Source organism: Streptomyces sp. NPDC087901 (assembly GCF_044742205.1).
GTDB lineage: Bacteria > Actinomycetota > Actinomycetes > Streptomycetales > Streptomycetaceae > Streptomyces.
Window position 1 is genome coordinate 38,727 of record NZ_JBIUUC010000007.1, and the last position, 21,781, is coordinate 60,507.

23 protein-coding genes and 1 pseudogene are annotated in these 21,781 nt (G+C 69.4%); 13 read left to right on the forward strand and 11 right to left on the reverse strand.

Annotated features, from left to right (window positions below):
- Window positions 1-28 precede the first annotated feature (28 nt).
- Both ACIOEW_RS22200 and ACIOEW_RS22205 read right to left on the reverse strand, forming a co-directional pair.
- Complete coding sequence (locus tag ACIOEW_RS22200) at window positions 29-787, reverse strand: SDR family oxidoreductase (RefSeq protein WP_362553782.1); 759 nt, start codon at window positions 785-787, stop codon at window positions 29-31.
- Between the two features lie 54 nt (window positions 788-841).
- On the reverse strand, window positions 842-1,177 hold the full coding sequence (locus tag ACIOEW_RS22205; RefSeq protein WP_350991699.1) for a YnfA family protein: 336 nt from the start codon (window positions 1,175-1,177) through the stop codon (window positions 842-844).
- A gap of 94 nt (window positions 1,178-1,271) precedes the next feature.
- On the opposite strand from ACIOEW_RS22205, the gene ACIOEW_RS22210 reads away from it, so the two are divergent.
- Both ACIOEW_RS22210 and ACIOEW_RS22215 read left to right on the forward strand, forming a co-directional pair.
- The gene (locus ACIOEW_RS22210) at window positions 1,272-1,793 is read left to right on the forward strand and encodes a hypothetical protein (protein ID WP_401965248.1); all 522 of its coding nucleotides are present in this window, start codon (window positions 1,272-1,274) and stop codon (window positions 1,791-1,793) included.
- Window positions 1,794-1,929: 136 nt separating this feature from the next.
- Window positions 1,930-2,439 (forward strand): MarR family winged helix-turn-helix transcriptional regulator, encoded by a 510-nt coding sequence (locus ACIOEW_RS22215; RefSeq protein ID WP_401965249.1) that lies wholly within the window; start codon window positions 1,930-1,932, stop codon window positions 2,437-2,439.
- Window positions 2,440-2,469: 30 nt separating this feature from the next.
- Here ACIOEW_RS22215 and ACIOEW_RS22220 read toward each other — a convergent pair whose 3' ends face one another.
- The 4 genes from ACIOEW_RS22220 to ACIOEW_RS22235 form a co-directional block, all read right to left on the reverse strand.
- Window positions 2,470-3,225, reverse strand: a complete 756-nt coding sequence (locus tag ACIOEW_RS22220) for a Mut7-C RNAse domain-containing protein (protein WP_401965250.1) — start codon at window positions 3,223-3,225, stop codon at window positions 2,470-2,472.
- Window positions 3,226-3,300: 75 nt separating this feature from the next.
- On the reverse strand, window positions 3,301-4,140 hold the full coding sequence (locus ACIOEW_RS22225) for an NAD(P)H-binding protein (protein WP_401965252.1): 840 nt from the start codon (window positions 4,138-4,140) through the stop codon (window positions 3,301-3,303).
- A 252-nt stretch (window positions 4,141-4,392) separates the two neighbouring features.
- Entirely contained in the window at window positions 4,393-4,923 is a 531-nt protein-coding gene (locus tag ACIOEW_RS22230) for a GNAT family N-acetyltransferase (RefSeq protein ID WP_362553768.1), read from the reverse strand.
- Window positions 4,924-4,952: 29 nt separating this feature from the next.
- Window positions 4,953-5,774 (reverse strand): helix-turn-helix domain-containing protein, encoded by an 822-nt coding sequence (locus ACIOEW_RS22235; RefSeq protein ID WP_362553765.1) that lies wholly within the window; start codon window positions 5,772-5,774, stop codon window positions 4,953-4,955.
- 89 nt (window positions 5,775-5,863) lie between these two features.
- Between ACIOEW_RS22235 and ACIOEW_RS22240 the strand changes: the two genes are divergently transcribed.
- Window positions 5,864-6,436 (forward strand): TIGR03086 family metal-binding protein, encoded by a 573-nt coding sequence (locus ACIOEW_RS22240; RefSeq protein WP_362553762.1) that lies wholly within the window; start codon window positions 5,864-5,866, stop codon window positions 6,434-6,436.
- Here ACIOEW_RS22240 and ACIOEW_RS22245 read toward each other — a convergent pair.
- From ACIOEW_RS22245 to ACIOEW_RS22255, 3 genes and pseudogenes are all read right to left on the reverse strand, one after another.
- On the reverse strand, window positions 6,369-6,686 hold the full coding sequence (locus ACIOEW_RS22245; RefSeq protein ID WP_362553759.1) for a hypothetical protein: 318 nt from the start codon (window positions 6,684-6,686) through the stop codon (window positions 6,369-6,371). The two genes, ACIOEW_RS22240 and ACIOEW_RS22245, sit on opposite strands and share 68 nt — an antisense overlap.
- A 171-nt stretch (window positions 6,687-6,857) precedes the next feature.
- Window positions 6,858-7,394 carry a DUF3291 domain-containing protein gene (locus tag ACIOEW_RS22250; protein WP_401965254.1) on the reverse strand — a complete coding sequence of 179 codons (537 nt, stop codon included), beginning with the start codon at window positions 7,392-7,394 and terminating at the stop codon, window positions 6,858-6,860.
- A 180-nt stretch (window positions 7,395-7,574) separates the two neighbouring features.
- A pseudogene (locus tag ACIOEW_RS22255) lies at window positions 7,575-8,231 on the reverse strand (helix-turn-helix transcriptional regulator); the annotation flags it as partial.
- 515 nt (window positions 8,232-8,746) lie between these two features.
- Here ACIOEW_RS22255 and ACIOEW_RS22260 point away from each other — a divergent pair.
- From ACIOEW_RS22260 to ACIOEW_RS22270, 3 genes are all read left to right on the forward strand, one after another.
- Window positions 8,747-10,183, forward strand: a complete 1,437-nt coding sequence (locus ACIOEW_RS22260) for an ice-binding family protein (RefSeq protein WP_401965255.1) — start codon at window positions 8,747-8,749, stop codon at window positions 10,181-10,183.
- A gap of 304 nt (window positions 10,184-10,487) precedes the next feature.
- Complete coding sequence (locus tag ACIOEW_RS22265; protein WP_401965256.1) at window positions 10,488-11,018, forward strand: DUF5819 family protein; 531 nt, start codon at window positions 10,488-10,490, stop codon at window positions 11,016-11,018.
- On the forward strand, window positions 10,999-12,144 hold the full coding sequence (locus ACIOEW_RS22270) for an HTTM domain-containing protein (RefSeq protein WP_401965257.1): 1,146 nt from the start codon (window positions 10,999-11,001) through the stop codon (window positions 12,142-12,144). The genes ACIOEW_RS22265 and ACIOEW_RS22270 overlap by 20 nt, the downstream gene beginning before the upstream one ends.
- Here ACIOEW_RS22270 and ACIOEW_RS22275 read toward each other — a convergent pair.
- Both ACIOEW_RS22275 and ACIOEW_RS22280 read right to left on the reverse strand, forming a co-directional pair.
- Window positions 12,135-12,536: a DUF393 domain-containing protein gene (locus ACIOEW_RS22275; protein ID WP_362553749.1), complete on the reverse strand. Its 402-nt coding sequence runs from the start codon at window positions 12,534-12,536 to the stop codon at window positions 12,135-12,137. The genes ACIOEW_RS22270 and ACIOEW_RS22275 overlap by 10 nt on opposite strands.
- Before the next feature lie 279 nt (window positions 12,537-12,815).
- Window positions 12,816-13,403, reverse strand: coding sequence for a hypothetical protein (locus ACIOEW_RS22280; protein WP_362553747.1), 588 nt, complete (start codon window positions 13,401-13,403; stop codon window positions 12,816-12,818).
- A 323-nt stretch (window positions 13,404-13,726) separates the two neighbouring features.
- Here ACIOEW_RS22280 and hemL point away from each other — a divergent pair, with 323 nt between their 5' ends.
- The 7 genes from hemL (at window position 13,727) to ccsB (ending at window position 21,780) form a co-directional block, all read left to right on the forward strand.
- Window positions 13,727-15,034, forward strand: a complete 1,308-nt coding sequence (gene hemL / locus ACIOEW_RS22285; protein ID WP_401965763.1) for a glutamate-1-semialdehyde 2,1-aminomutase — start codon at window positions 13,727-13,729, stop codon at window positions 15,032-15,034.
- The gene (locus ACIOEW_RS22290) at window positions 15,031-15,732 is read left to right on the forward strand and encodes a histidine phosphatase family protein (RefSeq protein ID WP_401965258.1); all 702 of its coding nucleotides are present in this window, start codon (window positions 15,031-15,033) and stop codon (window positions 15,730-15,732) included. Before hemL ends, ACIOEW_RS22290 begins: the two co-directional genes overlap by 4 nt.
- A 473-nt stretch (window positions 15,733-16,205) precedes the next feature.
- A complete protein-coding gene (locus ACIOEW_RS22295) occupies window positions 16,206-17,468 on the forward strand; it encodes a hypothetical protein (RefSeq protein WP_401965259.1) in 1,263 nt (420 codons plus the stop codon).
- Between the two features lie 67 nt (window positions 17,469-17,535).
- Window positions 17,536-18,144 (forward strand): TlpA family protein disulfide reductase, encoded by a 609-nt coding sequence (locus ACIOEW_RS22300; protein WP_401965260.1) that lies wholly within the window; start codon window positions 17,536-17,538, stop codon window positions 18,142-18,144.
- A 4-nt stretch (window positions 18,145-18,148) separates the two neighbouring features.
- On the forward strand, window positions 18,149-18,910 hold the full coding sequence (locus tag ACIOEW_RS22305) for a cytochrome c biogenesis CcdA family protein (protein ID WP_401965261.1): 762 nt from the start codon (window positions 18,149-18,151) through the stop codon (window positions 18,908-18,910).
- Window positions 18,911-18,916: 6 nt separating this feature from the next.
- On the forward strand, window positions 18,917-20,704 hold the full coding sequence (locus tag ACIOEW_RS22310; RefSeq protein WP_401965262.1) for a cytochrome c biogenesis protein ResB: 1,788 nt from the start codon (window positions 18,917-18,919) through the stop codon (window positions 20,702-20,704).
- The gene (gene ccsB, locus ACIOEW_RS22315; protein ID WP_401965264.1) at window positions 20,701-21,780 is read left to right on the forward strand and encodes a c-type cytochrome biogenesis protein CcsB; all 1,080 of its coding nucleotides are present in this window, start codon (window positions 20,701-20,703) and stop codon (window positions 21,778-21,780) included. The genes ACIOEW_RS22310 and ccsB overlap by 4 nt, the downstream gene beginning before the upstream one ends.
- Window position 21,781: the final 1 nt, after the last annotated feature.

Genomic DNA, 21,781 nt, shown 5'->3' on the forward strand with positions numbered 1-21,781 from the left:
CCCCGCACGTCCGGCTGCGCGCGGGCCGTCAAACGGTGCGGTGGACCTTGGAGTTGGAGGCCTGTGCGCGGGGGCGGACCACCAGGAGGTCGATGTTCACGTGGCTGGGGCGGGTGATGGCCCAGGTGATCGTGTCGGCCACGTCGTCCGCGGTGAGGGGGGCGTCGACGCCCGCGTAGACCTTGGCGGCCTTCTCGGCGTCGCCGCGGAAGCGCGTGGTGGCGAACTCCTCCGTCTTGACCATGCCGGGGGCGACCTCGATGACGCGGACCGGGGTGCCGACGATCTCCAGGCGGAGGGTCTCCGCCAGGACGTGCTCGCCGTGCTTGGCGGCCACGTAGCCGCCACCGCCCTCATAGGTGGAGAGGCCGGCCGTCGAGGTGAGGATGACCACCGTGCCGTTTCCGCCCGCGGTGAGGGCGGGGAGCAGGGACTGGGTGACGTTGAGCGTGCCGATGACGTTGGTCTCGTACATCTGGCGCCAGTCCGCCGGGTCGCCGGTGGCGACGGGGTCGGCTCCGAGCGCGCCGCCGGCGTTGTTGACGAGGACGGCGAGGGTGCGGAACGCGGTGGCGAACTCGTCGACCGCGGCGCGGTCGGTGACGTCCAGGGCGTAGGCCGTGGCCTCGTGGCCCGCCTCGGTGATCTCGGCGGCGAGCGCCTCGATGCGGTCCTTGCGGCGGGCGGTCAGCACCACGCGGAAGCCGGCGGCCGCCAGCTGCCGGGCGGTCGCGGCACCGATGCCACTGCTCGCTCCGGTGATGACGGCGATGGGGGATGCGGCCATGACGGGCTCCTCGGGCAGCTGATCGGTAGGGAGCCAGGATAGGCAGGGGCGCGGTCAGTGGTTGCGGGGGGCATACATGATCACGGCCATGCCGGCCAGGCAGATCAGCGCACCCGTCACGTCCCAGCGGTCGGGCCGGTAGCCGTCGGCCGCCATGCCCCAGGCGATCGATCCCGCGACGAAGACCCCGCCGTACGCGGCGAGCACCCGCCCGAACTCGCCGTCCGGCTGGAGCGTGGCGACGAAGCCGTAGGTGGCCAGGGCGATGGCGCCCGCGCCGATCCAGGCCCAGCCGCGGTGCTCGCGGACGCCTTGCCAGACGAGCCAGGCACCCCCGATCTCGAAGAGGGCGGCGACGACGAAGAGCGCGAGGGAACGGACCACGGACATGGGAGCAGGGTGTCACGGGCGCTTACCCGGCCTGCCGCCGCGCCGAACCAGTGGGTATATATGGATAATTAGTGACGATCTGTATCTTCAGGGCATGGTAGTGACGCGTAAGGCTCTGCTGGGGGTGTCCGCTGCGGCGGCGTTGGCGTCGACGGTGGCGCTGGGTGTGGGCGGGACGGCCGCAGCCGTCGGTACGCCCGTCGGTACGCCCGTGGGTCGGAACATCGCGCCGGAGGCGGATGTGTCGCACCACGGGCATGTCTCGCTGTGGGGTACCGGGCTCGGGATCTGGCTGCGCAGCGAGAACCGCGGGCCGGCGGATCTGGCCGGGGTCACCGTCCGGCTGCGGGTCTCCGTACCGCTGGCGGGCCGCCAGGAGCTGCCGCAGGAGTGTCTGCAGGCCGATCGGGCGACCGTGCTGTGCAGGACGGGTGCGTTGCACGCGGACGGTTCCGAGCAGCAGCAGCTCGCCCTCGAACTGCAGCTCGTGGGCCGGCCGGCGGAGGTGGTCGTCCGGATCGACACCGTGTGGAACGGCGGTGCGACGGACCGGTTCTCGAAGAACAGCGAGCACGAGGTGCTGGCGCCCGCCACGGGGGACGAGTACGTCTTCTGAGCCGTCGGGGCGTACGGGCGCGCCTCAGATGTCTCCGGCGTCCTCCAACATCCTCCGGCGTCTCCGGCCCGGAGCGGGCGGCCGCAGGTGGTGGTGAGGGACCGGGGCGGCCATGGCTGCTTCGTACACTCTCTGCATGCCGCAGAAGTCATCCGTCCCGCGCCGCAGCGTGCTGCTGGCCGAGCTGGCCGTCACGTCGCGCCGCTACATGGCCTCGTACGCCCTGTTCAACCAGGCCGTCGCCGACCATCTGCGGCTGCATCCCACGGATCTGCAGTGCCTGAACCTGCTCGGCCTGGAGGCCGAGCCCGTCACCACCGGCCGGGTCGCGGAGCTGACCGGGCTCACCACAGGGTCGGCGACCCGGCTCGTCGACCGGCTGGAGCGGGCCGGGTACGTGACCCGCGCGCGGGACACGGCGGACCGGCGGCGGGTGCTCGTCGCGACCGTGCCCGAGCGGATGGCGGAGTTCGGTGCGGTCTGGGAGCGGCTGAACAGCGGGTGGGCCGAGCTGTTCGAGGCGTACGGAGACGACGAGATCGCTTTCCTCATCACCCATATGCGGCGCACGGCGGAGCTGAGCGCGGTACAGGTCGAGAGGCTGCGCGACAGCGACAGCGACAGCGACGCCGCCCAGCGGCAGTGACGGGGCTTCGGGCCGGGGCGGTGTGCGGGTTCAGCCGCCCGAAGGGCCCGGTCCGGCCAGGGCGTTGCCGAACTCGCGGACCGCTTCGGTGACGATCGCCTCCAGGCGGGCGTGGTGGGCGCCGCGCCAGTACACCCGGTCGCACTCCGTGCACTGGGCGAAGACGTCGTACGACCGTTGGGTGCCGTGTTCCAGGTGCGCGCTGACGGAGTCCTTGTCGGCTGCCGCCAGCGGTCCGTTGCACGCCGTGCACCGCGTCCACGGGGCGAGGTCCGGCGCGAACCGCTCCAGTACGTCGCGCAACTGCGCCTCGGGGCGGTCGCTGTAGACGTACGCCCCCGCCCAGAGTTCCCGCCGGTGCAGCAGCCCCCGGTCCCGGGAGAGCAGGACCCGCTGCTCCTTCGCCGACCGGGTGGCCAGCGCGGGGTCGCCGATGTCCTCGCTCTCGTACGCCGCGTCGACGCCGAGCAGCCGCAGTCGTCGCGCGAGAGTGCCGAGGTGGACGTCGAGGAGGAAGCGCAGGGGTGCGCCCGGCACGTTCTGCGGGCGCCGAACGGCCCGCACCTCGACGGTCTCGCCCGCTGCGGGAATGTGCGAGACCGGCACGGGGCGCCCGTCGACGAGGAGCTCTCCGGCCTCGGTCAGCGGAACTCCGAGCGATTCCACGACGTGCCCGAGGGTGGACGAGCCGTCGGTGGTCACGGTCGTCCGGCCCCGGCGTCGTTCGTGCGCGACGAAGAGGCGCAGTCCGGGGGCGACTTCGAGGTGGATCTCGGGTCCGTTCACCTGGTCAGGATGCCATCGGGGCGGGGCACCGGCCATGGGATTCGGGATCGCGGCGTGAGGGCCGGTGCGCGGGCGTCAGGCGCGGAAGGCGGCGGCGTGCCCGGCGGCCCAGGCTGCGAACGTACGGGCCGGACGGCCGGTCAGCTTCTCCGTATCGCCGGTGACTTCGGCGGCGGACCCGTCCGTGGCGGCCCAGTAGTCGAGCAGCGCCTCGGCGATCTCCTCGGGGACGAAGGGGGACACGGACTGCTTCCAGGCGGCCCTGCTCACGGTGTCGACGGTGACGGGGCTGCCCGACGCCGCGGCCAGGAGCCCGACCTGCTCGGCGGCGGTGAGGGTTTCGGGGCCGGTCAGGTGATAGGCCGAGCCCTGCAGGCGTACGTCGGTGAGGACGGCGAGTGCCGCTTCGGCGATGTCGGTCTCGTCGATGGGGCTGGTCCGGCTGTGCGGGTAGGGCAGTGCGACGGGGCGGCCGGACCGGAAGGACTCCGACCACTGGTAGGCATTGCCCGCGAAGGCGCCGGGGCGCAGCAGGGTGGCGGTGAGGGGGGAGTCGCTCAGCGCCTGTTCCACCGCGTGGTGGGAGGCGGCGATCGGGTTGGACCCGGGGTCCGGGGCGAGGACCGAGCTGGAGGAGAGCAGGACGATGTGTGCGACGCCGGCGGTCCGGGCGGCGGCGAGGAATTCGGTGATGTGGGACGGCTCGGCGTAGAGGAAGACGGAGCCGACGCCTTCCAGGGCGGCCGCGAAGGTGCTGGGGTCGCCGAGATCGCAGGCCACGGACGGGACGCCGGAGGGCAGGGAGAGTTCGACGGGGTTGCGGGAGGCGGCACGCACGGCGTGGCCGTCGCGGTGGAGCAGCGATACGAGCGCGGAACCTACGCGGCCGCGGCAGCCGGTGACGAGGGTGAGCATGGAGGGGTCTCCTCGGTGAAGGGGTCCTGACGGTCCTGGACAGATGATGCCGATTGATTGTGGAACGCATAAGCTGCGGGACGCAGGTAAATATCCCGGAGGTGACGATCCCCGTCAAACGCTTTACGCATCCCGGGCGCAGGAGCAGGAGCAGGAGCAGGAGCAGGCACAGGCACAGGCACAGGCACAGGTGCAGGCGCCCCGGCTGCCGGGCCGGCCGCCGCCCCGTTGACGGTCCGGCCCCGGGCCCGGTCAGCGCTCGGGATGGAGGTCCAGCCGCCAGTCGTGGGTCAGCAGCGGGTGTCCCGGCGGGTACTCGACCTCGCACTCGCCGATCAGCAGGAAACCCGCCTTGCGGCACACCCCGTTGGACGCAACGTTGTCCACGGACGGGTAGGCGTGCAGATAGCGGTGCTTGTGCTCGGCGCGCGCCTGCCCGGCCACGGCCTTCGTCGCGGCCGACGCGATGCCCCGGCCCTGGAACTCCGCGAGAACGGCCCACCCCGTCTCGTAGACCTTCCGGCCCTGCCAGGTGCGCTCCCAGAAACCGATGGTGCCCACGCCCCCGACCTCACCGGGCAGCGTGATGCGGAACATCCTGCCCCGGCCCGTCCGGTCCGCGCTCAGCGCCACATAGCGGCCGTGACGCTCTATGAGCTGCTCCTCCGGCTCGGGGCCGCCCAGGTGGTCCATCAGCTCAGGTGCGTTGGCGCGGCGGAGCAGCTCCAGGTCGCTCTCCGACCAGGGCTCGATCCCCACGGGTGATGCTTCGGTCCGCTCCATGACGGAACTGTAGGACGGGCCTCTGACAGTCAGCGGGTACCGAGCATGGTCGGCGGCACGCCCACCGTCGCCGTGAAGTCTCTGACCAGGTGCGCCTGGTCGCTGTAGCCGAGATCCGCGGCGAGCCCCGCCCAGTCCACCGCCGGGTCCGATTCGGCGCGTTCCAGCGCCTCGTGGATGCGGTAGCGGAGGATGACCCACTTGGGGCCGACGCCCACGTACGTGGCGAACAGCCGTTGCAGGGACCGCACCGACAGACCCTCGGTGCGGGCCAGTTCGTCGACACGGAGGACCGTGCGGTCGGTACGTACCAGGTCGGCCAGGGCCATCGCCCGCTCGGCCTGCGGATCCGGTTCCGGGCCGAGCGCCAGCAGGTAGGCGTCGAGTGCCGCGACCCGCGCGTCCTCCTGCCCGGGGTCGAGCACGGCCGACGGCGGGGAGGGCGGCGCGAACACCTCGGCTGCCGGAACCCGGCGCCCCGTCCACTCGGACACCGGCCGGTCCGGTGCGAACGGCCGGAAGCCGCCCGGCCGGAACTGCACACCGCAGACCCGCCCCCGCCCCTCCAGCTTCTGCGTGAAGAGCTTCAGGCCGATGCCCGAGACCTCCGCGTACCCGGCGTCCTCGTCGCCGCAGCCCGCGTACCGCTCGAAGACGAGGTTGACGCTGGGGTGCGGGACCAGGTGGGAGGCGTACGGCTCGCGCAGGTCCCAGTCGATCAGCCAGTAGTGCTCGAGGTAGGGGCGCAGGGCGGGCGCGGGCTCGCGGCGCCGGAAGCGTACGTGCGTGAACAGTTCGGGGGCGTCGACGATGCCCCGGGTGTCGCGGCGGGGACCTTGGGAGCCGGGCATGGCTGCCGATCCTATGACGCGGTCGCTTCCGTGTCTCATGTGTCGCGTTTCTTCAAGCCCGGAGCCGTCGCCGGATGCATGGTCGAGGCATGAGGAAGATCAGTGAATTGCTGGATGCGGCGGCCGACAGCGCGCTGCCCGTGGTGCGTGGGATCGACGACAGCCGGCTGGGCGACCCCACACCGTGCGCGGAGTACGACGTCCGTGCCCTGATCAGCCACCTCGTCCAGGTGGTCGTCAACTTCACCGCGCTCGCGGCCCGACAGGACGCGGACTTCGGCGAGACCCCGGACGCGGTCACCGGGGACTGGCGGAAACGCTTCGGCGAGGAGACGGCCGCGCTGGTCGAGGCGTGGGCGGCGCCGGGCGCGGAGGAGGGAACCGCGGGCTCCATGGGGTTCCCCGCCCGCACGGTGGGGAACATGGTGCTCGGTGATCTGACCGTGCACGCGTGGGACCTGGCCCGGGCCACCGGCCAGGAGTTCGTGCCGGACGCGGACGTGGTGAAGGAGATCGCGCCCGCCATGGAGGGGATGGCGCCGAAGGCCCGCGAGGCCAAGATGTTCGGCGAGCCGTTCCCCGTGACGGAGGGAGCTAGCCCCTTTGCGCGGGTGCTGGCGCTGACCGGTCGTGATCCTGACTGGCAGCCGCCCCGGCCCTGACGCCGGTGGCCGGAACCGGCGTGTCCGCCGCCGTCGGGCCGTCGTAGAGCGTGCCGAGGGCCTCGTAGGAGCCGTCCACGATCCGTTCGGCGTCCACGAGCATCGCGCGCTCGGCGAGGCGGGCCGCCTGATGTGTGTACGGGGACGGCGGCGCCGGGTGACGGCGCCGCCACCAGCTCTCACATGCCGCGTAGATGCCGCTGGCGAAGACCAGTACGGGAATGGACAGAGCCAGCAGAGTGTCGCCCACGACAGGCCCCCCCTTCAGAGTCGATGCCTCCTGCATCGGCAGGTTCGACAGGTCACCTGAAGATCATTCTTCGGCCAATGAATGGCCTGATACAGCTGGCTGACAGATGCTCTTCGTGCAGGTGGGCGCCCGGGTTGACGCTGCTGGGCCGTGTGTTCGGCGGCAGGCCGCTCAGCGGGGTGTGTGTTCGGCGGGAGTGTGTTCAGCGGGTGAGTGTCCGCCGTGGCGGACGTGCCCGAACTCGCCGGGGGAGCCGGTGGGCGGAGGGTGCGGGGCACGGAAGGTGAACGCGCCGGGTCCCTCCCCGATGTCACGGATCAGGGCGATGCGTTCCATCGCCTCGCCGATGCCCGGGCGGTGCCCTGCGGGGACCCACCACAGTGCGTGGTGGAAGTCGGCGAGGCGCTCGAACCATTCCCGGCGGCGGGCCAGGACCTTGAGGTGCTCGCTGCGGTACGTGAAGTTGCGCAGCGCTTCGACCGACTCCCAGACCGAGCAGTTGATCAGGAGCATGTCGTCGTCGTTCTCGGGGCGCAGGTTCGTCGCGTCGGTTCCGCTGTCGTCGACCATGCGCCAGACGAAGCCGGGGGCCTGATCGGCGACCGCGTTGATCTCCGGGAGCTGGGCGACGAAGTCGGCCAGCTGGGGGCTGTCGAGTGGCGCGAGGATGCGCCCGACGTTGACCTGGGCAAGGTGGAATTGGCTCACGGGGGCAAGCATGCCGGGGTGAACCTTCTAAAGTCAATAACTGCTTTTTTAGACTTCTGGTGTGGCTCCGGGGGCGACCTCGGGTGCTGCTTCGGGTGCGGTGTCCGGCGCGGCGTCGTCCGGCGCCGCTCGGGGTGCGACGTCCGGTGCGACTCCGGGTGCCGCTTCCGGCGTGGGTCCCTTCCCCTTCGCGACTTCGAGGGCCACGCAGCAGCCGTGCGGAAGCGGATCCATCGCCGCGGTCCAGTTCTGCCCGCCCGGCAGCCCGGCGAGCAGGCCCTCGATGCCGGCCAGGTTCATCCCGCAGACCAGGGCGGGGAACTGATCGGCCAACGCGTGGAACGGGCAGTTGTTCAGCCGCAGCGTCCCGCCGTCCCAGAACGGCTCGTAACCGCGTGACCGCAGGACCTCGACCGGGTCCTCCTCGCCGTCCGAGGCGCCCCCCTCGGCCTCTCCGGCCGTCCTTGCCGCCGCCTGCAGTTCCCCGTCGAGCCCGGCCTGCTCCACCACCTCGGCCAGCAGCCGGCTCGCCGTGTCGTAGGACCGGGGCGGCACCGACACCGTGCGCTCGCCCTCGGCTCTCCGGTACAGCTTCGAGGGCCGCCCGGCCCCCGGGCCGCTGCGGCCCGAAAGGCGCCGGAAGCAGACCTCCAGGAGCCCGGCCTCGACCAATTTGTCCAGGTGGAACGCGGCCAGTGAACGCGAGACCCCGACCGCTTCGGCCGCCGCGTCCCGCCCCACCTCGCCCGGCGTCCCGGTGACGTGCCGATACAGTCCACGCCGCACGGGATCCCCCAGTGCGACCAACGCCTCCAGGGCGACATCCTCGCTGCTCACGGCACGATTCTATAACCAACGGCGATTGACGACGGTGCGCCTCGGGAGGGCAGGCTCAGGGCCGCATCGGAGGCGGTAGGCCCGATGCCCCGCGTGGTGCAGCCCGGTGGCTGAAGTCCTGCCACTCGCCCAGTCATCGGAAGAGGGGCGCGCTGGGGGGTGGGGCTTCCCTTCCCGGTGTCGGCCATAGGGGCGCGTCACGCATCGGCAAGGGGAGCATGTGGGGGATAAATTCGATATTCGATTCTTGATGGCAGGGCACGAATTTCCGAAGAAACAATTCAGCGTAACGAAGAAACGTTTCGTCTATGGGGTTGGCCTCCAGGGCTCAATCCAGACAAGTGTCAAAACCTGTCACTCTGCATCAGCGATCAAAAAATTGGTATCGGCTTGCCCCGTTTCTCCTGGTTTAGTAAGCCGTTTTGTGCGTAATGTGCTGGCGACAACACGAGGGCTTTCGGTAAACCGTGGAACGGCCCGGGAGCCGACGCCACTCACAGAAATACCGGTTTCTGATGAAACTCAGATCCTCTGCTGCCGCACAACGGTGCACTGTTTCGTCATGGCTCACGGCAACTCTCACCACGGCGGTCGCCGCCGCGCTGGTGGTCGTGGCACCATCTCAGGCATTCGCGACCGCCACTCCTGTCCCGCTGGGTGCCGCAAGCAGTTTCGCTGTTCTCGCCGGCCAGTCGGTCACGAACACCGGCCCGTCCGTGATCACCGGGGACGTCGGCGTCAGTCCCGGTACAGCCATCAGCGGGTTCCCGCCGGGAATCGTGAGCGGGACCTTTCACTCTGCGGATGCTGTCGCGCTTCTGGCAAAGGCCGGCCTGGCGACAGCCTTCAACAACGCCGCAGGTCAAGCGTCGGACGGGGCGCTTCCGCCGGACGCCGGAGGGCTGACGCGGGTGCCGGGTGTCTACACCGCCTCCTCGACCCTGGGCCTGACCGGCACCCTCACGCTCGACGCCCAGGGCGACCCCAACGCGATCTGGGTCTTCCAGGTCGGCTCAGGACTGACGACGGCGTCCGGCAGCCGGGTCGCTCTGATCAACGGCGCGCAGGCGTGCAACGTGTTCTGGAAGATCGGCAGTTCGGCCACTCTCGGTACCAACTCGACCTTCGTGGGCAACCTCCTGGCCCTGACCTCGATCAGCGCCAACACCGGAGCGAGTATCGACGGCCGGGCACTGGCGCGTAACGGCTCGGTCACTCTGGACACCAACCGCATCACCCGCGCCACCTGTGCAGGCGGAACCACCTCCGGCACCACGACGGGGACCACCACCGGCACCACGACGGGGACCACCACCGGCACCACGACGGGGACCACCACAGGCACCACGACGGGAACCACCACAGGCACCACCACCGGGACGACGGGCGGCGCACTGGGCGGTGTGCTCGGTGGAGTCCTGACCGGCGGCACCACCGGCGGCACCGGCGGTGTCCTCGGCGGTGTCCTCGGCGGAGTCCTGACCGGTGGTACCACCGGTGGCGCCACCGGCGGCACCCCGGGCGGCGGAACCACCACCGGGGTCACCACGGGCAACACCGTCGGAAACACCTCCGGGAACATCGCCGGCAACACCACGGGCGGGGGGACCGGCGGCGGCCACGGTGGTTACGGCGACAAGCCCAAGGAGCACGGCACGCACGGCGGCGGCCACGGTGGTTACGGCGACAAGCCCAAGGAGCACGGCACGCACGGCGGCGGCCACGGTGGCTACGGCGACAAGCCCAAGGAGCATGCCGGTCACGGCGAGAAGCCCAAGCAGCACAGCTGTCACTGCGAGAAGCCCAAGGAGCACGCGGGCCACGGTGAGAAGCCCAAGGAGCACGCCAGTCACGGCGAGAAGCCCAAGGAGCAGAAGCCCAAGGAGCACGCCAGTCACGGCGAGAAGCCCAAGGAGCAGAAGCCCAAGGAGCACGCCAGTCACGAGGGCTAGTCGGCGGCGCGGCACGTGCGTTGCCAACTGACAGCGCGCGGCGGAACTTCTCTCAGGAGCCCGCCGCGCGCTGGCACGAGACGGACGACAAGAAGAACAGGGCGAGGCAGTGCAGGGCGAAATCGCATCAGAGCACGGACAGAAGCAGGGGCGGCCCCTCGGCGCGGAGCCGACCTCGGACGCCGAGGACGAAATTTCAGACAGGCCACGCCGTGCGCGGAGGGCGGGGTCGAGAGCCCTGAACACCACCGTAGTCCTCTGCCTGGCCGCGAGCCTGGCGCATGTCGTCCTGGTGTTCCTGCACGTGGCGCCTTCGAATGTCGTCTCCCAGCGCTACGGCCAACAGGTGAATGCCTGGATCTACCCCCTCTTCGAGCAGAACTGGCGACTGTTCGCGCCCGACCCGGACTCCGTCAACCGGAGGATTTCCGCGCGGACCGCGCACACCGCTCAGGACGGTTCCGTCCAGGTCGGCCCCTGGACCGACCTGACCGCAGTGGATGAATCCGCCATCGAGCACAACGTCTTTCCGAGCCACACCTCGCAGAACCTTCTGCGCCGCTCCTGGACCTCCTACGTCGAACTTCACGGAGGCGACGACCTCCCACGCTCGGACCGAGCCGTGATGATGCAGCAGTACCTGCGCAACATCGCCGCCGCCCGGATGACCGATCTGAACGGCAAGCCGTTCGAAGACATCCAGCTCCGGGTGGTCACCCTGCCCGTTGCCGCTCCGGGCACTGCGGCCGGTGACCGCCGTGCCGCGGCCGCGAAAGCCGAAACACGGCTTCTGCCCTGGTGGAAGGTGGCCTCCGATGGCTCCGACGACAAATGACCCCACTCGATCTTCGACAGTTCTGGGCGAGTCTGCTGGAGGGCCGCTGTGCGCCCGTCCGGCTGCACGGCTGTCCGGCCCGGGCCGCGCTGTGTGGGCGTTGCTGACCGAACGCCCCCTCTCGCTCTACGGGGTGTCGGTCCTGCGCATCGGGTACGGCCTGCTCTACCTGGTCTTCCTGCTACGGGAGTTCCCGTACCGCAACGAGATCTGGGGCCCCGGTTCACCGTGGACCCCGACACTGGCGCGGCAACTCTTCGAGCAGACGGGCTGGGTCAGCGTCCTCACGCTGTCGGACAGCCGGATCTACTTCGAATGCTGCTACGCGGCGGCGCTCGTCATCTGCGCGCTGTTCGCGCTGGGCTGGCGGACCCGTGCCGTGTCCGTGGTCTTCGCCGTCGTGGTGACCTCGTTCCACGCGCGGTCGATCTTCATGACGGACGGAGGTGACAACCTCGTTCTCCTGATGTCGCTCTACCTCGTCCTCACCGCGTCCGGCCGCCGCTGGTCGCTGGACGCCCGGAGGCGGCTCCGCCGCAGCTCCACCGGGGGTGCGCGGCCTCTTCGGCTGCCCGTTGTCGCACCGCACCTTCACGCGGCACGACGCACCTTGATCACGACGGTGCACAACTGCGGGCTCCTCGTGATCGCGTGCCAGGTCTGCTTCCTCTACGGCGCCGCCGGCCTGTACAAGGTGCAGGGTGGCACCTGGGGAGCCGGAACCGCGCTGCACTACGTGTTGAACCTCGAACTCTTCCAGCCGTGGCCCGCACTGTCCCACTGGGCCGACGGGCACGCGGTCGCCATCGCGGTGGCCGGATACCTGACCGTGCTGATCCAGGTCGCCTTCCCCTTCGTACTCTTCGGCAGGCTCAAGTACCCCGTGCTGACCATGCTGTTCGGCATGCACCTCGGCATCGCCGTTCTCATGGGACTGCCGCTGTTCTCCGGCGCGATGATCATCGCCGACGCCGTGTTCCTGCCGGATCGCTTCTACGTCGCGGTGGCGAACCTGTGCCGGGGGGCGGTCCGGCTGCCGGGAGCGTCACGGGCCGCGTCAGGAACACATACAGGGTCCGTGCCGAAGCAGGGGAGCTCCGCATCCCTCGACCGCAGTCATCCCTGAACCACGGGCCGTCCGCCGGGCCTGCGGTCCGCCGGCAACGCGCAGGCCGGCGAGCCGCCGGGCAGACGGTCGCGGTTGGTGGCGACGAGCCGGTAGACACCGTGGGCGATCCACCGCGCAGGAGGCAAGGTGAGCAGCCCGCCCAGCCATGCCCATGCCCCACCGGCGTTCAAAAGGATCTTGGCGAAGGCCTGCGCACCGCCGTACACCGTGCCGACCTGCGCGACCCACTGCACCTCATGCTCGGCACGCTGCCGCGTAACGCCCAGGGCGGCCAGATCCGCGAACTGCCACGGCGTCACGTCGCAGCTCGGCCGCAGCCGCCGGATGAGGAAGGTCACCGAGGTCGTGCAGAAGGCGCAGTCACCGTCGTAGACGAGCACAGGTCGCATCCCTTCATCCTGCCCGAGCGGAGTGTCCCGCGCCCGGAAGCCGCCCCGGTCATCCGCCCCGCATGAAGAGCGCCGGCCCGGCGTCGGGAGCGTGAAAGGAACGTCTGCGTGGGCAGTGATCGACGATGTCCTCACGGAGACGGAGCCCTCAGGGAGCATCCGCGCCCCTGCGAGAACCGAGTGTGCCTCCCATGGCCCTGGCCACGGGACGGCCCCACCCGGCCATGACGAGGGCGGGGCCGAGCCGGAAACACCGCCTGGATCAGGCGGAATACCAGGTCAGGGCCACACCAGGCAGTAGGCCTGATGCCCTGCGTCATGCAGTCGGTGGCTGAAGTCCTGCCACTCGTGCAGCAGTTGGTAGACGTTGAACGCGTCACGCGGGCCACCGCGGTCCGGAACGGTCGACCAGATGAAGGCCGCAGCGCCCACGGACTCCTCGCCCACGTCGCGCAGCGGGTCCACGACCGTCATGGGTAGCTTGACCACCGCGTAGTCGGGGTGGAGGACGACCAGCTCCAGCGGCGGGACCTTGTGCAGGGGCATGCCCTGTATGCCGGTGAGGACCATCGCGGCCACTGTCTCCGGCTTGATCTTGGTGAACAGGCCGCCCATGCCCAGTTCGTCGCCGCCGAGTTCCTCGGGGCGCATGGAAATGGGCACGCGTGCGGCAGTGGCCCCGTCGGGTGCCCCGAAGTACTTGTAGGTCACCCCCACCCGGCCACCACTCCTGCTTCCGGCTCCGACCTGCGCACTACCGGCCTGTATGCCCTGCTTGCGCTCAGCCTCGCGCCGGTGCCGACCCCGCCGGGCAGGCTCGGGCCCCAGGTCGTCGGTCCCTTCGCCCACTTCGCCACCGCGATGCATATCTCATCCACCCGACTACTAACTAGGAGGCACAGCCCCCGCCGCGCAACCCGATCATCGTGTCAGTGACCTCCCCCACGGGCGTGCGGTGAAACGCGTGTCCGCAAGACTGTCCGTGGCTCCGACACCATGGCATGTGTGAGCTTTCCCTGTGACGACCCAGTTTCGCAGACTTGCGGGGGCTGATGCCCGGTCGTTACGCGGATGTGCCCGCGGGGCTTTCGGTGGCGGGGATCCGCCGTCCCGTGCGGCGCGGGGGCACTGTCCTACCCTGGGGAGGTCAATACCCCCCGGAGTCGGAGAAGTCGCAGGTCATGACCGAACTGCCGTATCGATATGAAGCCCCAGTTTCGCAGACGCTTTTCGACCGCGCGTCCCTCGTGACGCCCGGTGGCGTGAACTCTCCCGTACGGGCCTTCCGGGCCGTGGGCGGTACGCCCCGCTTCATGGTGTCCGGTACCGGTCCGTACCTCACCGATGCCGACGGTCGTGAGTATGTCGACCTCGTGTGCTCGTGGGGGCCGATGATTCTCGGCCATTCCCACCCCGAGGTGATCGCCGCAGTCCAGGAGGCCGTCGCCCGCGGCACCTCGTTCGGTACGCCCGGCGAGGGCGAGGTCGCGCTCGCCGAGGAGATCGTGGCCCGGGTCGAGCCCGTGGAGCAGGTACGGCTCGTGTCGTCCGGCACCGAGGCGACCATGTCCGCGATCCGCCTCGCCCGTGGTTTCACCGGCCGGGCCAAGATCGTGAAGTTCGCCGGCTGTTACCACGGTCACGTCGACGCGCTGCTCGCCGCCGCCGGGTCCGGGCTGGCGACCTTCGGTCTGCCTGACACGCCGGGGGTCACCGGCGCCCAGGCCGGCGACACGATCGTGCTGCCGTACAACGACCTGGAGGCCGTACGGGCCGCCTTCGCCGCTCAGCCCGGCGAGATCGCCTGCGTGATCACCGAGGCTTCGCCGGGCAACATGGGCGTCGTGCCGCCGCTGGACGGCTTCAACGCGGGGCTCAAGGAGATCTGCGCCGCCAACGGCGCGCTGTACATCTCCGACGAGGTCATGACCGGCTTCCGCACGTCGAAGGCCGGCTGGTTCGGCATCGACGGGGTGCGGCCCGACCTGATGACGTTCGGCAAGGTCATGGGCGGTGGCTTCCCGGCCGCGGCGTTCGGCGGTCGCGCCGACGTGATGGCGCACCTGGCGCCCGTCGGCCCGGTCTACCAGGCCGGCACCCTCTCCGGTAACCCGGTCGCCACCGCCGCCGGCCTCGCCCAGCTGCGTCTGCTGGACGACGCCGCGTACGCGAAGGTCGACGCGGTCTCCGCGGAGATCCGGGGGCTGGTGAGCCAGGCCCTGGACAAGGAGGGGGTCGCGCACACCGTGCAGGCGGCGAGCAACATGTTCTCCGTCTTCTTCACGGACGGTCCGGTGCGCAACTACGACGACGCCAAGCGGCAGGAAGCTTTCCGCTTCACGCCGTTCTTCCACTCGATGCTGGCGCAGGGCGTCTATCTCCCGCCGTCCGCGTTCGAGTCGTGGTTCGTCTCCACCGCCCACGACACCCGGGCCGTCGAGCGGATCGCCGCCGCGCTGCCCGCCGCAGCCCGCGCCGCATCGGAGGCCACCGCATGAGTGAGGCCAGCAGCAACGCCGGACGCAAGGACATCACCGTCGTCCACCTGATGCGCCACGGAGAGGTGCACAACCCGGAGGGCGTGCTGTACGGGCGCCGTCCCGGCTACCACCTCTCCGAGCTCGGCCGGCAGATGGCCGACCGGGTCGCCGAGCACCTGGACAAGCGCGACATCACCCATGTCGTCGCCTCACCGCTGGAGCGGGCCCAGGAGACGGCGACGCCGATCGCCAAGACGCACGGTCTTGACCTCGCCACCGACGAGCGGCTCATCGAGGCCGCCAACGTCTTCGAGGGCAAGACCTTCGGTGTCGGCGACGGGGCACTGCGCAAGCCGGACAACTGGAAGCACCTGACGAATCCGTTCCGGCCGTCGTGGGGTGAGCCGTACGTCGAGCAGGTCGTGCGGATGATGGGTGCCCTGGACGCGGCGCGCGACGCCGCACGGGGTCATGAGGCGGTGTGCGTGAGCCACCAGCTGCCGATCTGGATCGTCCGCAGCTTCGTGGAGCGGCGGCGGCTGTGGCACGACCCGCGCAAGCGGCAGTGCACGCTCGCCTCGCTGACCAGCTTCACGTACCAGGGCGACAAGATCGTGTCGGTCGGGTACTCGGAGCCGGCCCGGGACCTGGTGCCGGCGCATCTGCTGGCGGGGGCGAAGCCGGTGAAGGGCGCGTCGAAGGGGTTCGGCGCGTAGCCGGCCCCCTGGGCCGGGGGTCTTCGGGTCCGGGTCCGCCCCGGTTCGGCCCGGTGGGCGGGCCCGGGTTCGACCCGGTTGCTGTCTTGTCCTCAAGCGCCGGACGGGCTCGGTGTGGCCGCTGCGGTCCGAGATGTGGCCGTCGTGGTCCGATCCGGCTGCTGCGGTCCGAGGCGTGGCCGCTGACCGCTGAGGCGTGGCCGCTGCGGTCCGGGGTGTTGGCCGCCGGGTCCGGACCGGCTCGGTTTCCTCGCTGATCGTTTGTAAGCCGACCGGGCGGAATTCAGCCGTCCGGGGTTTCGGCATGCGGTTTTTGAGGGGGTTTCGGGGTCGATCTTGCGTTCGGTCATGGTCGGGGTCTGGTTCCGTAAAGAATTGTGTGCTAATTCGCGGAACCTTCGTGTTGCTTCACCCATCTAAGCCTTTGGCAGTTTGTATGGACTTGAGGCAAAACGACCGCAGATGGGAACGGCATGCGCGACATCAGCCGAAGGGGTTTGCTCGGAGCCGGACTTGGGGCCGCGGCCGCCGCCGGGGTGGCGGGCTGCAGTTCATCCGGTACCTCTCATACGGGCGGGGCCGGGCCGGACAAGGGCGCCAAGGGTGAGAAGGGGGCCGACGGCGCGGTCAAGGGCAACGGACCCGCGAAGAAGGACGTCCGCGCGATCGGGGACGGTTCCACCGCCGACACGGGGAAGCAGCCGCACCAGCCGTCCGCGCCCGTTCCGCTCGAACCCGGCCAGAAGCCGCCGCAGTTCGTGATCTTTTCCTGGGACGGCGCCGGAGAGGTCGGCAACGGACTGTTCCCGCGCTTTCTGGAACTCGCCAAGCAGCACGACGCGGCGATGACCTTCTTCCTCTCCGGGCTCTATCTGCTGCCCGAATCGAAGAAGACCCTCTATCGTCCGCCCAACAACCCCATCGGCGCCTCCGACATCGGTTATCTCACCGACGGTCACATCAAGGAGACGCTGAACAACGTGCGCCAGGCCTGGCTCGACGGCCACGAGATCGGGACGCACTTCAACGGGCATTTCTGCGGCGGTTCCGGATCGGTGGGCAACTGGTCGGCCTCCCAGTGGCAGAGCGAAATCGATCAGTCGATCTCCTTCGTCACCGAATGGCGCACCAACACCGGCTGGACCGACCTCGATCCACTGCCTTTCGATTACCGCAAGGAACTCGTCGGAAGCCGCACCCCCTGTCTGCTCGGACAGGACAATCTGCTGCCCACCGCGAAGAAGAACGGCTGGCGCTACGACGCCAGCTCGCCCGGCGGCACCCAGGTCTGGCCCACCAAGCGCATGGACGTGTGGGATCTGCCGCTCCAGGGCATCCCGTTCCCCGGGCACACCTTCGAGGTCCTCTCCATGGACTACAACATCCTGGCCAACCAGTCGCAGAATTCGACCAGGGGAATGCCGTCCCGTTATCCGGGCTGGCGCGACCAGGCCACACAGTCGTACATCAGCGGTTTCCAGCGTGCGTACGAGACCAACCGCGCACCCTTCTACATCGGAAACCACTTCGAGGAGTGGAACGGCGGCATCTATATGGATGCGGTCGAGGACGCGCTCAAGCACATCGCGGGGAAGCCGGATGTGCGCCTCGTCTCCTTCCGGCAGTTCGTCGACTGGCTCGACGTCCAGGACCCGGTGGTGCTCGCGAAGCTCCGTACGCTGGAGGTCGGACAGGCACCCGACGGCGGCTGGAACGCCTTCTTTAAACAAGCCTGACAACGGGCTTTACGGGCACCGAGGGGGGGGCCCAAGATCCCCGAAACCGCCATGCGAAACTTTTCACATGAGCTATGGCCGCGCGTTCCGACGCCGCTTCACCCTGCTCGCCGCTCCCGCGGCGGCCGCCGCGCTCGCACTGACGCTGACCGCGTGCGGTTCGGGCAACGAGACCGGTGGCGGCGGTGACACGCACTTCGTCACCGGCAGTGGCGGAATCTCCACCGTCGCCAAGGGTGAGCGCGCAGACGCCCCGAAGCTCGACGGTGAGAGTCTGGACGGCAAGCCGCTCAACCTCGACGACTACAAGGGCAAGGTCGTCGTCCTGAACGCATGGGGCTCGTGGTGCGGCCCCTGCCGCCTGGAGGCCAAGCACTTCGCCAAGGTCGCGAACGAGACCGCCGACCAGGGCGTCCAGTTCCTCGGTATCAACACCAGGGACCCGCAGCGCGGCCCGGCGATCAGCTTCGAGAAGGACTGGAACGTCACCTACCCCAGCTTCTACGACCCGGCCGGAAAGCTGATGCTGCGCTTCCCCAAGGGCACGCTCAACCTCCAGACGATTCCCTCCACGCTCGTCATCGACCGGGACGGAAAGATCGCCGCGCGCTCGCTGGCCGCGCTCGACGCCACCAACCTGCACAAGATGATCGACCCGTTGATCGCGGAGAAGTGATCAGGTGATCACCCTCGCCGCCGCCACCCAGAACGAGACCGTTCTGAGCGGGGCCCTGCTGGTCGCCCTGCCCATCGCCCTGCTCGGCGGACTCGTCTCCTTCTTCTCGCCGTGTGTCCTACCGCTCGTCCCCGGCTACCTCAGTTACGTCACCGGGGTCAGCGGCACCGACCTCGGCGATGCCCGTCGCGGCAGGACCGTCGCGGGTGCCTCGCTCTTCGTGATCGGCTTCACCGCCGTGTTCGTCTCCGGCGGCGCGCTCTTCGGTTACTTCGGCCAGACCCTTCAGGAGTACAGCGGGACCCTCTCCAAGGTCCTCGGCGTGCTGATGATCCTGATGGGCGTCTTCTTCATGGGCCTGATGCCGTGGATGACGCAGCGTGAGTTCCGTATCCACAAGAAGCCGGTCACCGGACTGGTGGGCGCCCCGCTGCTCGGCGCCCTCTTCGGGATCGGCTGGACCCCCTGCCTCGGCCCGACACTCGCCTCGGTCAACGCGCTGGCCTTCACCGAGGCGACCGCCGGACGCGGCGCCATACTGTCCGTCGCCTACTGCCTCGGCCTGGGCGTTCCCTTCGTGCTCGCGGCCGTCGCCTTCCGCAAGGCGCTCGGTGCGTTCAGCTGGGTCAAGCGCCACTACGTCTGGGTCATGCGCGTCGGCGGCGGCATGATGATCGTGACCGGGCTGCTCCTGCTGACCGGCGCGTGGGGCAGCATGATGCAGGAACTGCAGGGCTGGTCCAACGGCTTCACGGTGGGGATCTGAGTACCGATGAGCAACACCAAGTCCAACCCTCCCCAGGAGCGCGAGCGCCCCGATGAGCGGGAGGTGCGCGCGGAGCAGGACAGGGAGACCGCCCGGGAGCTCGGCGCCGCCGGCTCCCAGCTCTCCACCGCGCCGCGCGAGGAGACCCTGGCGAACCTTCCCGCCATGGGCGTCATCGGCTGGGCCCGCTGGTTCTGGCGTCAGCTGACCTCCATGCGGGTCGCGCTGATCCTGCTCTTCCTGCTGTCGCTCGGCGCCATCCCCGGCTCGCTGATCCCGCAGAACAGCGTCGACGAGCTCAAGGTGCAGACCTTCAAGGGGCTCCACACCACCGTCACGCCGATCTACGAGAAGCTCCAGTTCTTCGACGTCTACAGCTCGGTGTGGTTCTCCGCGATCTACATCCTGCTGTTCATTTCGCTCATCGGCTGCATCGTCCCGCGCACCGGCACGTTCATCGGTCAGCTCCGCAGCCGCCCGCCGGGCGCGCCCAAGCGCCTGACACGGCTGCCCGCGTACACCACCTGGCGCACCGAGGCCGAGCCCGAGCAGGTCCGCGAGGCCGCGCTCGCGATGATGCGCAAGCGCCGCTACCGGGCGCATGAGGCCGGTGATGCCGTCGCCGCGGAGAAGGGCTATCTGCGCGAGGCCGGGAACCTGATGTTCCACATCGCGCTCATCGTGATGCTGGTGGCCTTCGCCTGGGGACAGCTCTTCAAGTCCGAGGGCGGCAAGCTGGTCGTCGAGGGCGACGGGTTCTCCAACACGATCACCCAGTACGACGACTTCAAGTCCGGCTCGCTCTACGACAAGGACTCGCTCGCCCCCTTCAGCTTCACCCTCGACGACTTCGTCGGTACGTACGAGCGCAGCGGCCCGCAGATCGGTACGCCCCGCACCTACGAGGCCCGCATCACGTACTCCGAGGGCGCGTACGGCAAGTCGAAGAAGGGCGTCATCAAGGTCAACGAACCCCTTGTCGTGGACGGTACGAAGGTCTATCTCAACGCCCACGGCTATGCGCCCGTCGTCTCCGTCAAGGACGGCCGCGGCAAGGAGGTCTACAAGGCCGCCGTGCCGCTGCTGCCGATCGACAACAACGTCACCTCGTCCGGTGCGATCAAGGTGATGGACGGCTACCGCGACAAGAACGACAAGAAGGAGCAGCTGGGCTTCCAGGCCTTCTTCGTGCCGACCTTCGCGGGCAGCGGCAAGGGGACGATGTTCTCGCAGTTCCCCGCCGCCGACATGCCGGTGCTCGCGCTCAACGGTTTCCACGGCTCGCTCGGCGTCGACTCCGGACTGCCCCAGAACGTCTACCAGCTGAACACGTCCAAGATGAAGGAGTTCAAGGACTCCAAGGGCAAGCAGCTCAAGCAGCGGCTGCTCGTCGGCGAGACGATGAAGCTGCCCGACGGCGCCGGCTCCATCACCTTCGAGGGCCTTCAGGAGTGGGCGAGCTTCCAGATCTCGGAGCAGCCGGCCAGCGGCTGGGCGCTCACCGGGGCCATCGGCGCGATCGCCGGACTCGCCGGCTCCCTGTTCATCCAGCGGCGCCGGGTCTGGATCCGTGCCGTGCGCGGAGCCGACGGCGTCACCGTCGTCGAAATGGCGGGGCTCGGCCGCAGCGAGTCCGCGAAGCTTCCCGAGGAGCTGGCCGATCTCGCGGTCACGCTCAACGCCGTCGCGCCCACGGCGCCCGGCCCAGACACCGACCCCGACACCGATCCGGATTCCGGCACCCACGTCGTCGCCGCGTCCTCCGCAGAACCTTCCGAAGGGGCTGAGAAGTGAATCTCGCCGCCGCAACCAACGAGAATCTGGCACACACCAGCAATGTGCTGATCTATTCGTCGATGGCCGTCTACACCCTGGCCTTCTTCGCGCACATCGCCGAGTGGGTGTTCGGGTCCCGCAGCAAGGTCGGCCGCACCGCCGCCGAGCTGACCGCCGAGGGCGCCGCCGGCACGGTGAAAGTCCAGGTCGCGCAGAAGGGCGGCGCCACCGCCGTCCTGGAACGGCCGAAGATCGTCACCCGCTCCGCGGCCGGATCGCGCGACGTTCCGGACGGGCCCGGCGCCGCTGGAGGCACCTTCAAGGGCGACCTCTACGGGCGGATCGCGGTCTCCATGACCGTGCTCGCCTTCCTCATCCAGGCAGGCGGGGTCATCGCCCGCGCCCTGTCCGTGCAGCGCGCCCCCTGGGGCAACATGTACGAGTTCTCCATCACCTTCTCCACGGTGGCGGTCGGCGCGTACCTGGCCCTGCTCGCCCTGAAGAAGAACGTCCGCTGGATGGGCCTGATCCTGATCACGGCCATCCTGCTGGACCTCGGCCTCGCGACCACGGTCCTCTACACCTCCAGCGACCAGCTGGTGCCCGCACTGCACTCGTACTGGCTGTGGATCCACGTCTCCACCGCCATCATCTGTGGCGCCGTGTTCTTCATCGGCGGTATCGGCACCCTGATCTACCTCTTCCGCGACAGCTACGAGAGCAAGATCGCCAACGGCGGGGAGCCGGGCACGTTCGCCCATTCCGTGCTCTCCCGGATGCCGTCCGCGTCGAGCCTCGACAAGTTCTCGTACCGGATCAACGCCGCCGTCTTCCCGCTGTGGACGTTCACGATCATCGCGGGCGCGATCTGGGCCGGCGACGCCTGGGGCCGCTACTGGGGCTGGGACCCCAAGGAGGTCTGGTCCTTCATCACCTGGGTCGCGTACGCCTGCTACCTGCACGCCCGCGCCACCGCCGGATGGAAGGGCCGCAAGGCCGCCTACCTGGCGCTGATCGCCTTCGGCTGCTGGATCTTCAACTACTACGGCGTCAACATCTTCGTCACCGGCAAGCACTCCTACGCCGGCGTCTGAG

Coding starts and splice junctions, on each gene's coding strand:
- ACIOEW_RS22225 (WP_401965252.1), bottom strand. CDS start 4,140: ATGCTCACCCTCGTCACCGGCTGCCGCGGCCGCGTAGGTTCCGCGCTC.
- ACIOEW_RS22200 (WP_362553782.1), bottom strand. CDS start 787: ATGGCCGCATCCCCCATCGCCGTCATCACCGGAGCGAGCAGTGGCATC.
- ACIOEW_RS22275 (WP_362553749.1), bottom strand. CDS start 12,536: ATGCGACCTGTGCTCGTCTACGACGGTGACTGCGCCTTCTGCACGACC.
- ACIOEW_RS22215 (WP_401965249.1), top strand. CDS start 1,930: ATGCCGCAGAAGTCATCCGTCCCGCGCCGCAGCGTGCTGCTGGCCGAG.
- ACIOEW_RS22230 (WP_362553768.1), bottom strand. CDS start 4,923: ATGGAGCGGACCGAAGCATCACCCGTGGGGATCGAGCCCTGGTCGGAG.
- ACIOEW_RS22310 (WP_401965262.1), top strand. CDS start 18,917: ATGAGCAACACCAAGTCCAACCCTCCCCAGGAGCGCGAGCGCCCCGAT.
- ACIOEW_RS22270 (WP_401965257.1), top strand. CDS start 10,999: ATGGCTCCGACGACAAATGACCCCACTCGATCTTCGACAGTTCTGGGC.
- ACIOEW_RS22300 (WP_401965260.1), top strand. CDS start 17,536: ATGAGCTATGGCCGCGCGTTCCGACGCCGCTTCACCCTGCTCGCCGCT.
- ACIOEW_RS22295 (WP_401965259.1), top strand. CDS start 16,206: ATGCGCGACATCAGCCGAAGGGGTTTGCTCGGAGCCGGACTTGGGGCC.
- ACIOEW_RS22240 (WP_362553762.1), top strand. CDS start 5,864: ATGAGGAAGATCAGTGAATTGCTGGATGCGGCGGCCGACAGCGCGCTG.
- ACIOEW_RS22210 (WP_401965248.1), top strand. CDS start 1,272: ATGGTAGTGACGCGTAAGGCTCTGCTGGGGGTGTCCGCTGCGGCGGCG.
- ACIOEW_RS22235 (WP_362553765.1), bottom strand. CDS start 5,774: ATGCCCGGCTCCCAAGGTCCCCGCCGCGACACCCGGGGCATCGTCGAC.
- ACIOEW_RS22205 (WP_350991699.1), bottom strand. CDS start 1,177: ATGTCCGTGGTCCGTTCCCTCGCGCTCTTCGTCGTCGCCGCCCTCTTC.
- ACIOEW_RS22290 (WP_401965258.1), top strand. CDS start 15,031: ATGAGTGAGGCCAGCAGCAACGCCGGACGCAAGGACATCACCGTCGTC.
- ACIOEW_RS22260 (WP_401965255.1), top strand. CDS start 8,747: ATGAAACTCAGATCCTCTGCTGCCGCACAACGGTGCACTGTTTCGTCA.
- ACIOEW_RS22280 (WP_362553747.1), bottom strand. CDS start 13,403: ATGCATCGCGGTGGCGAAGTGGGCGAAGGGACCGACGACCTGGGGCCC.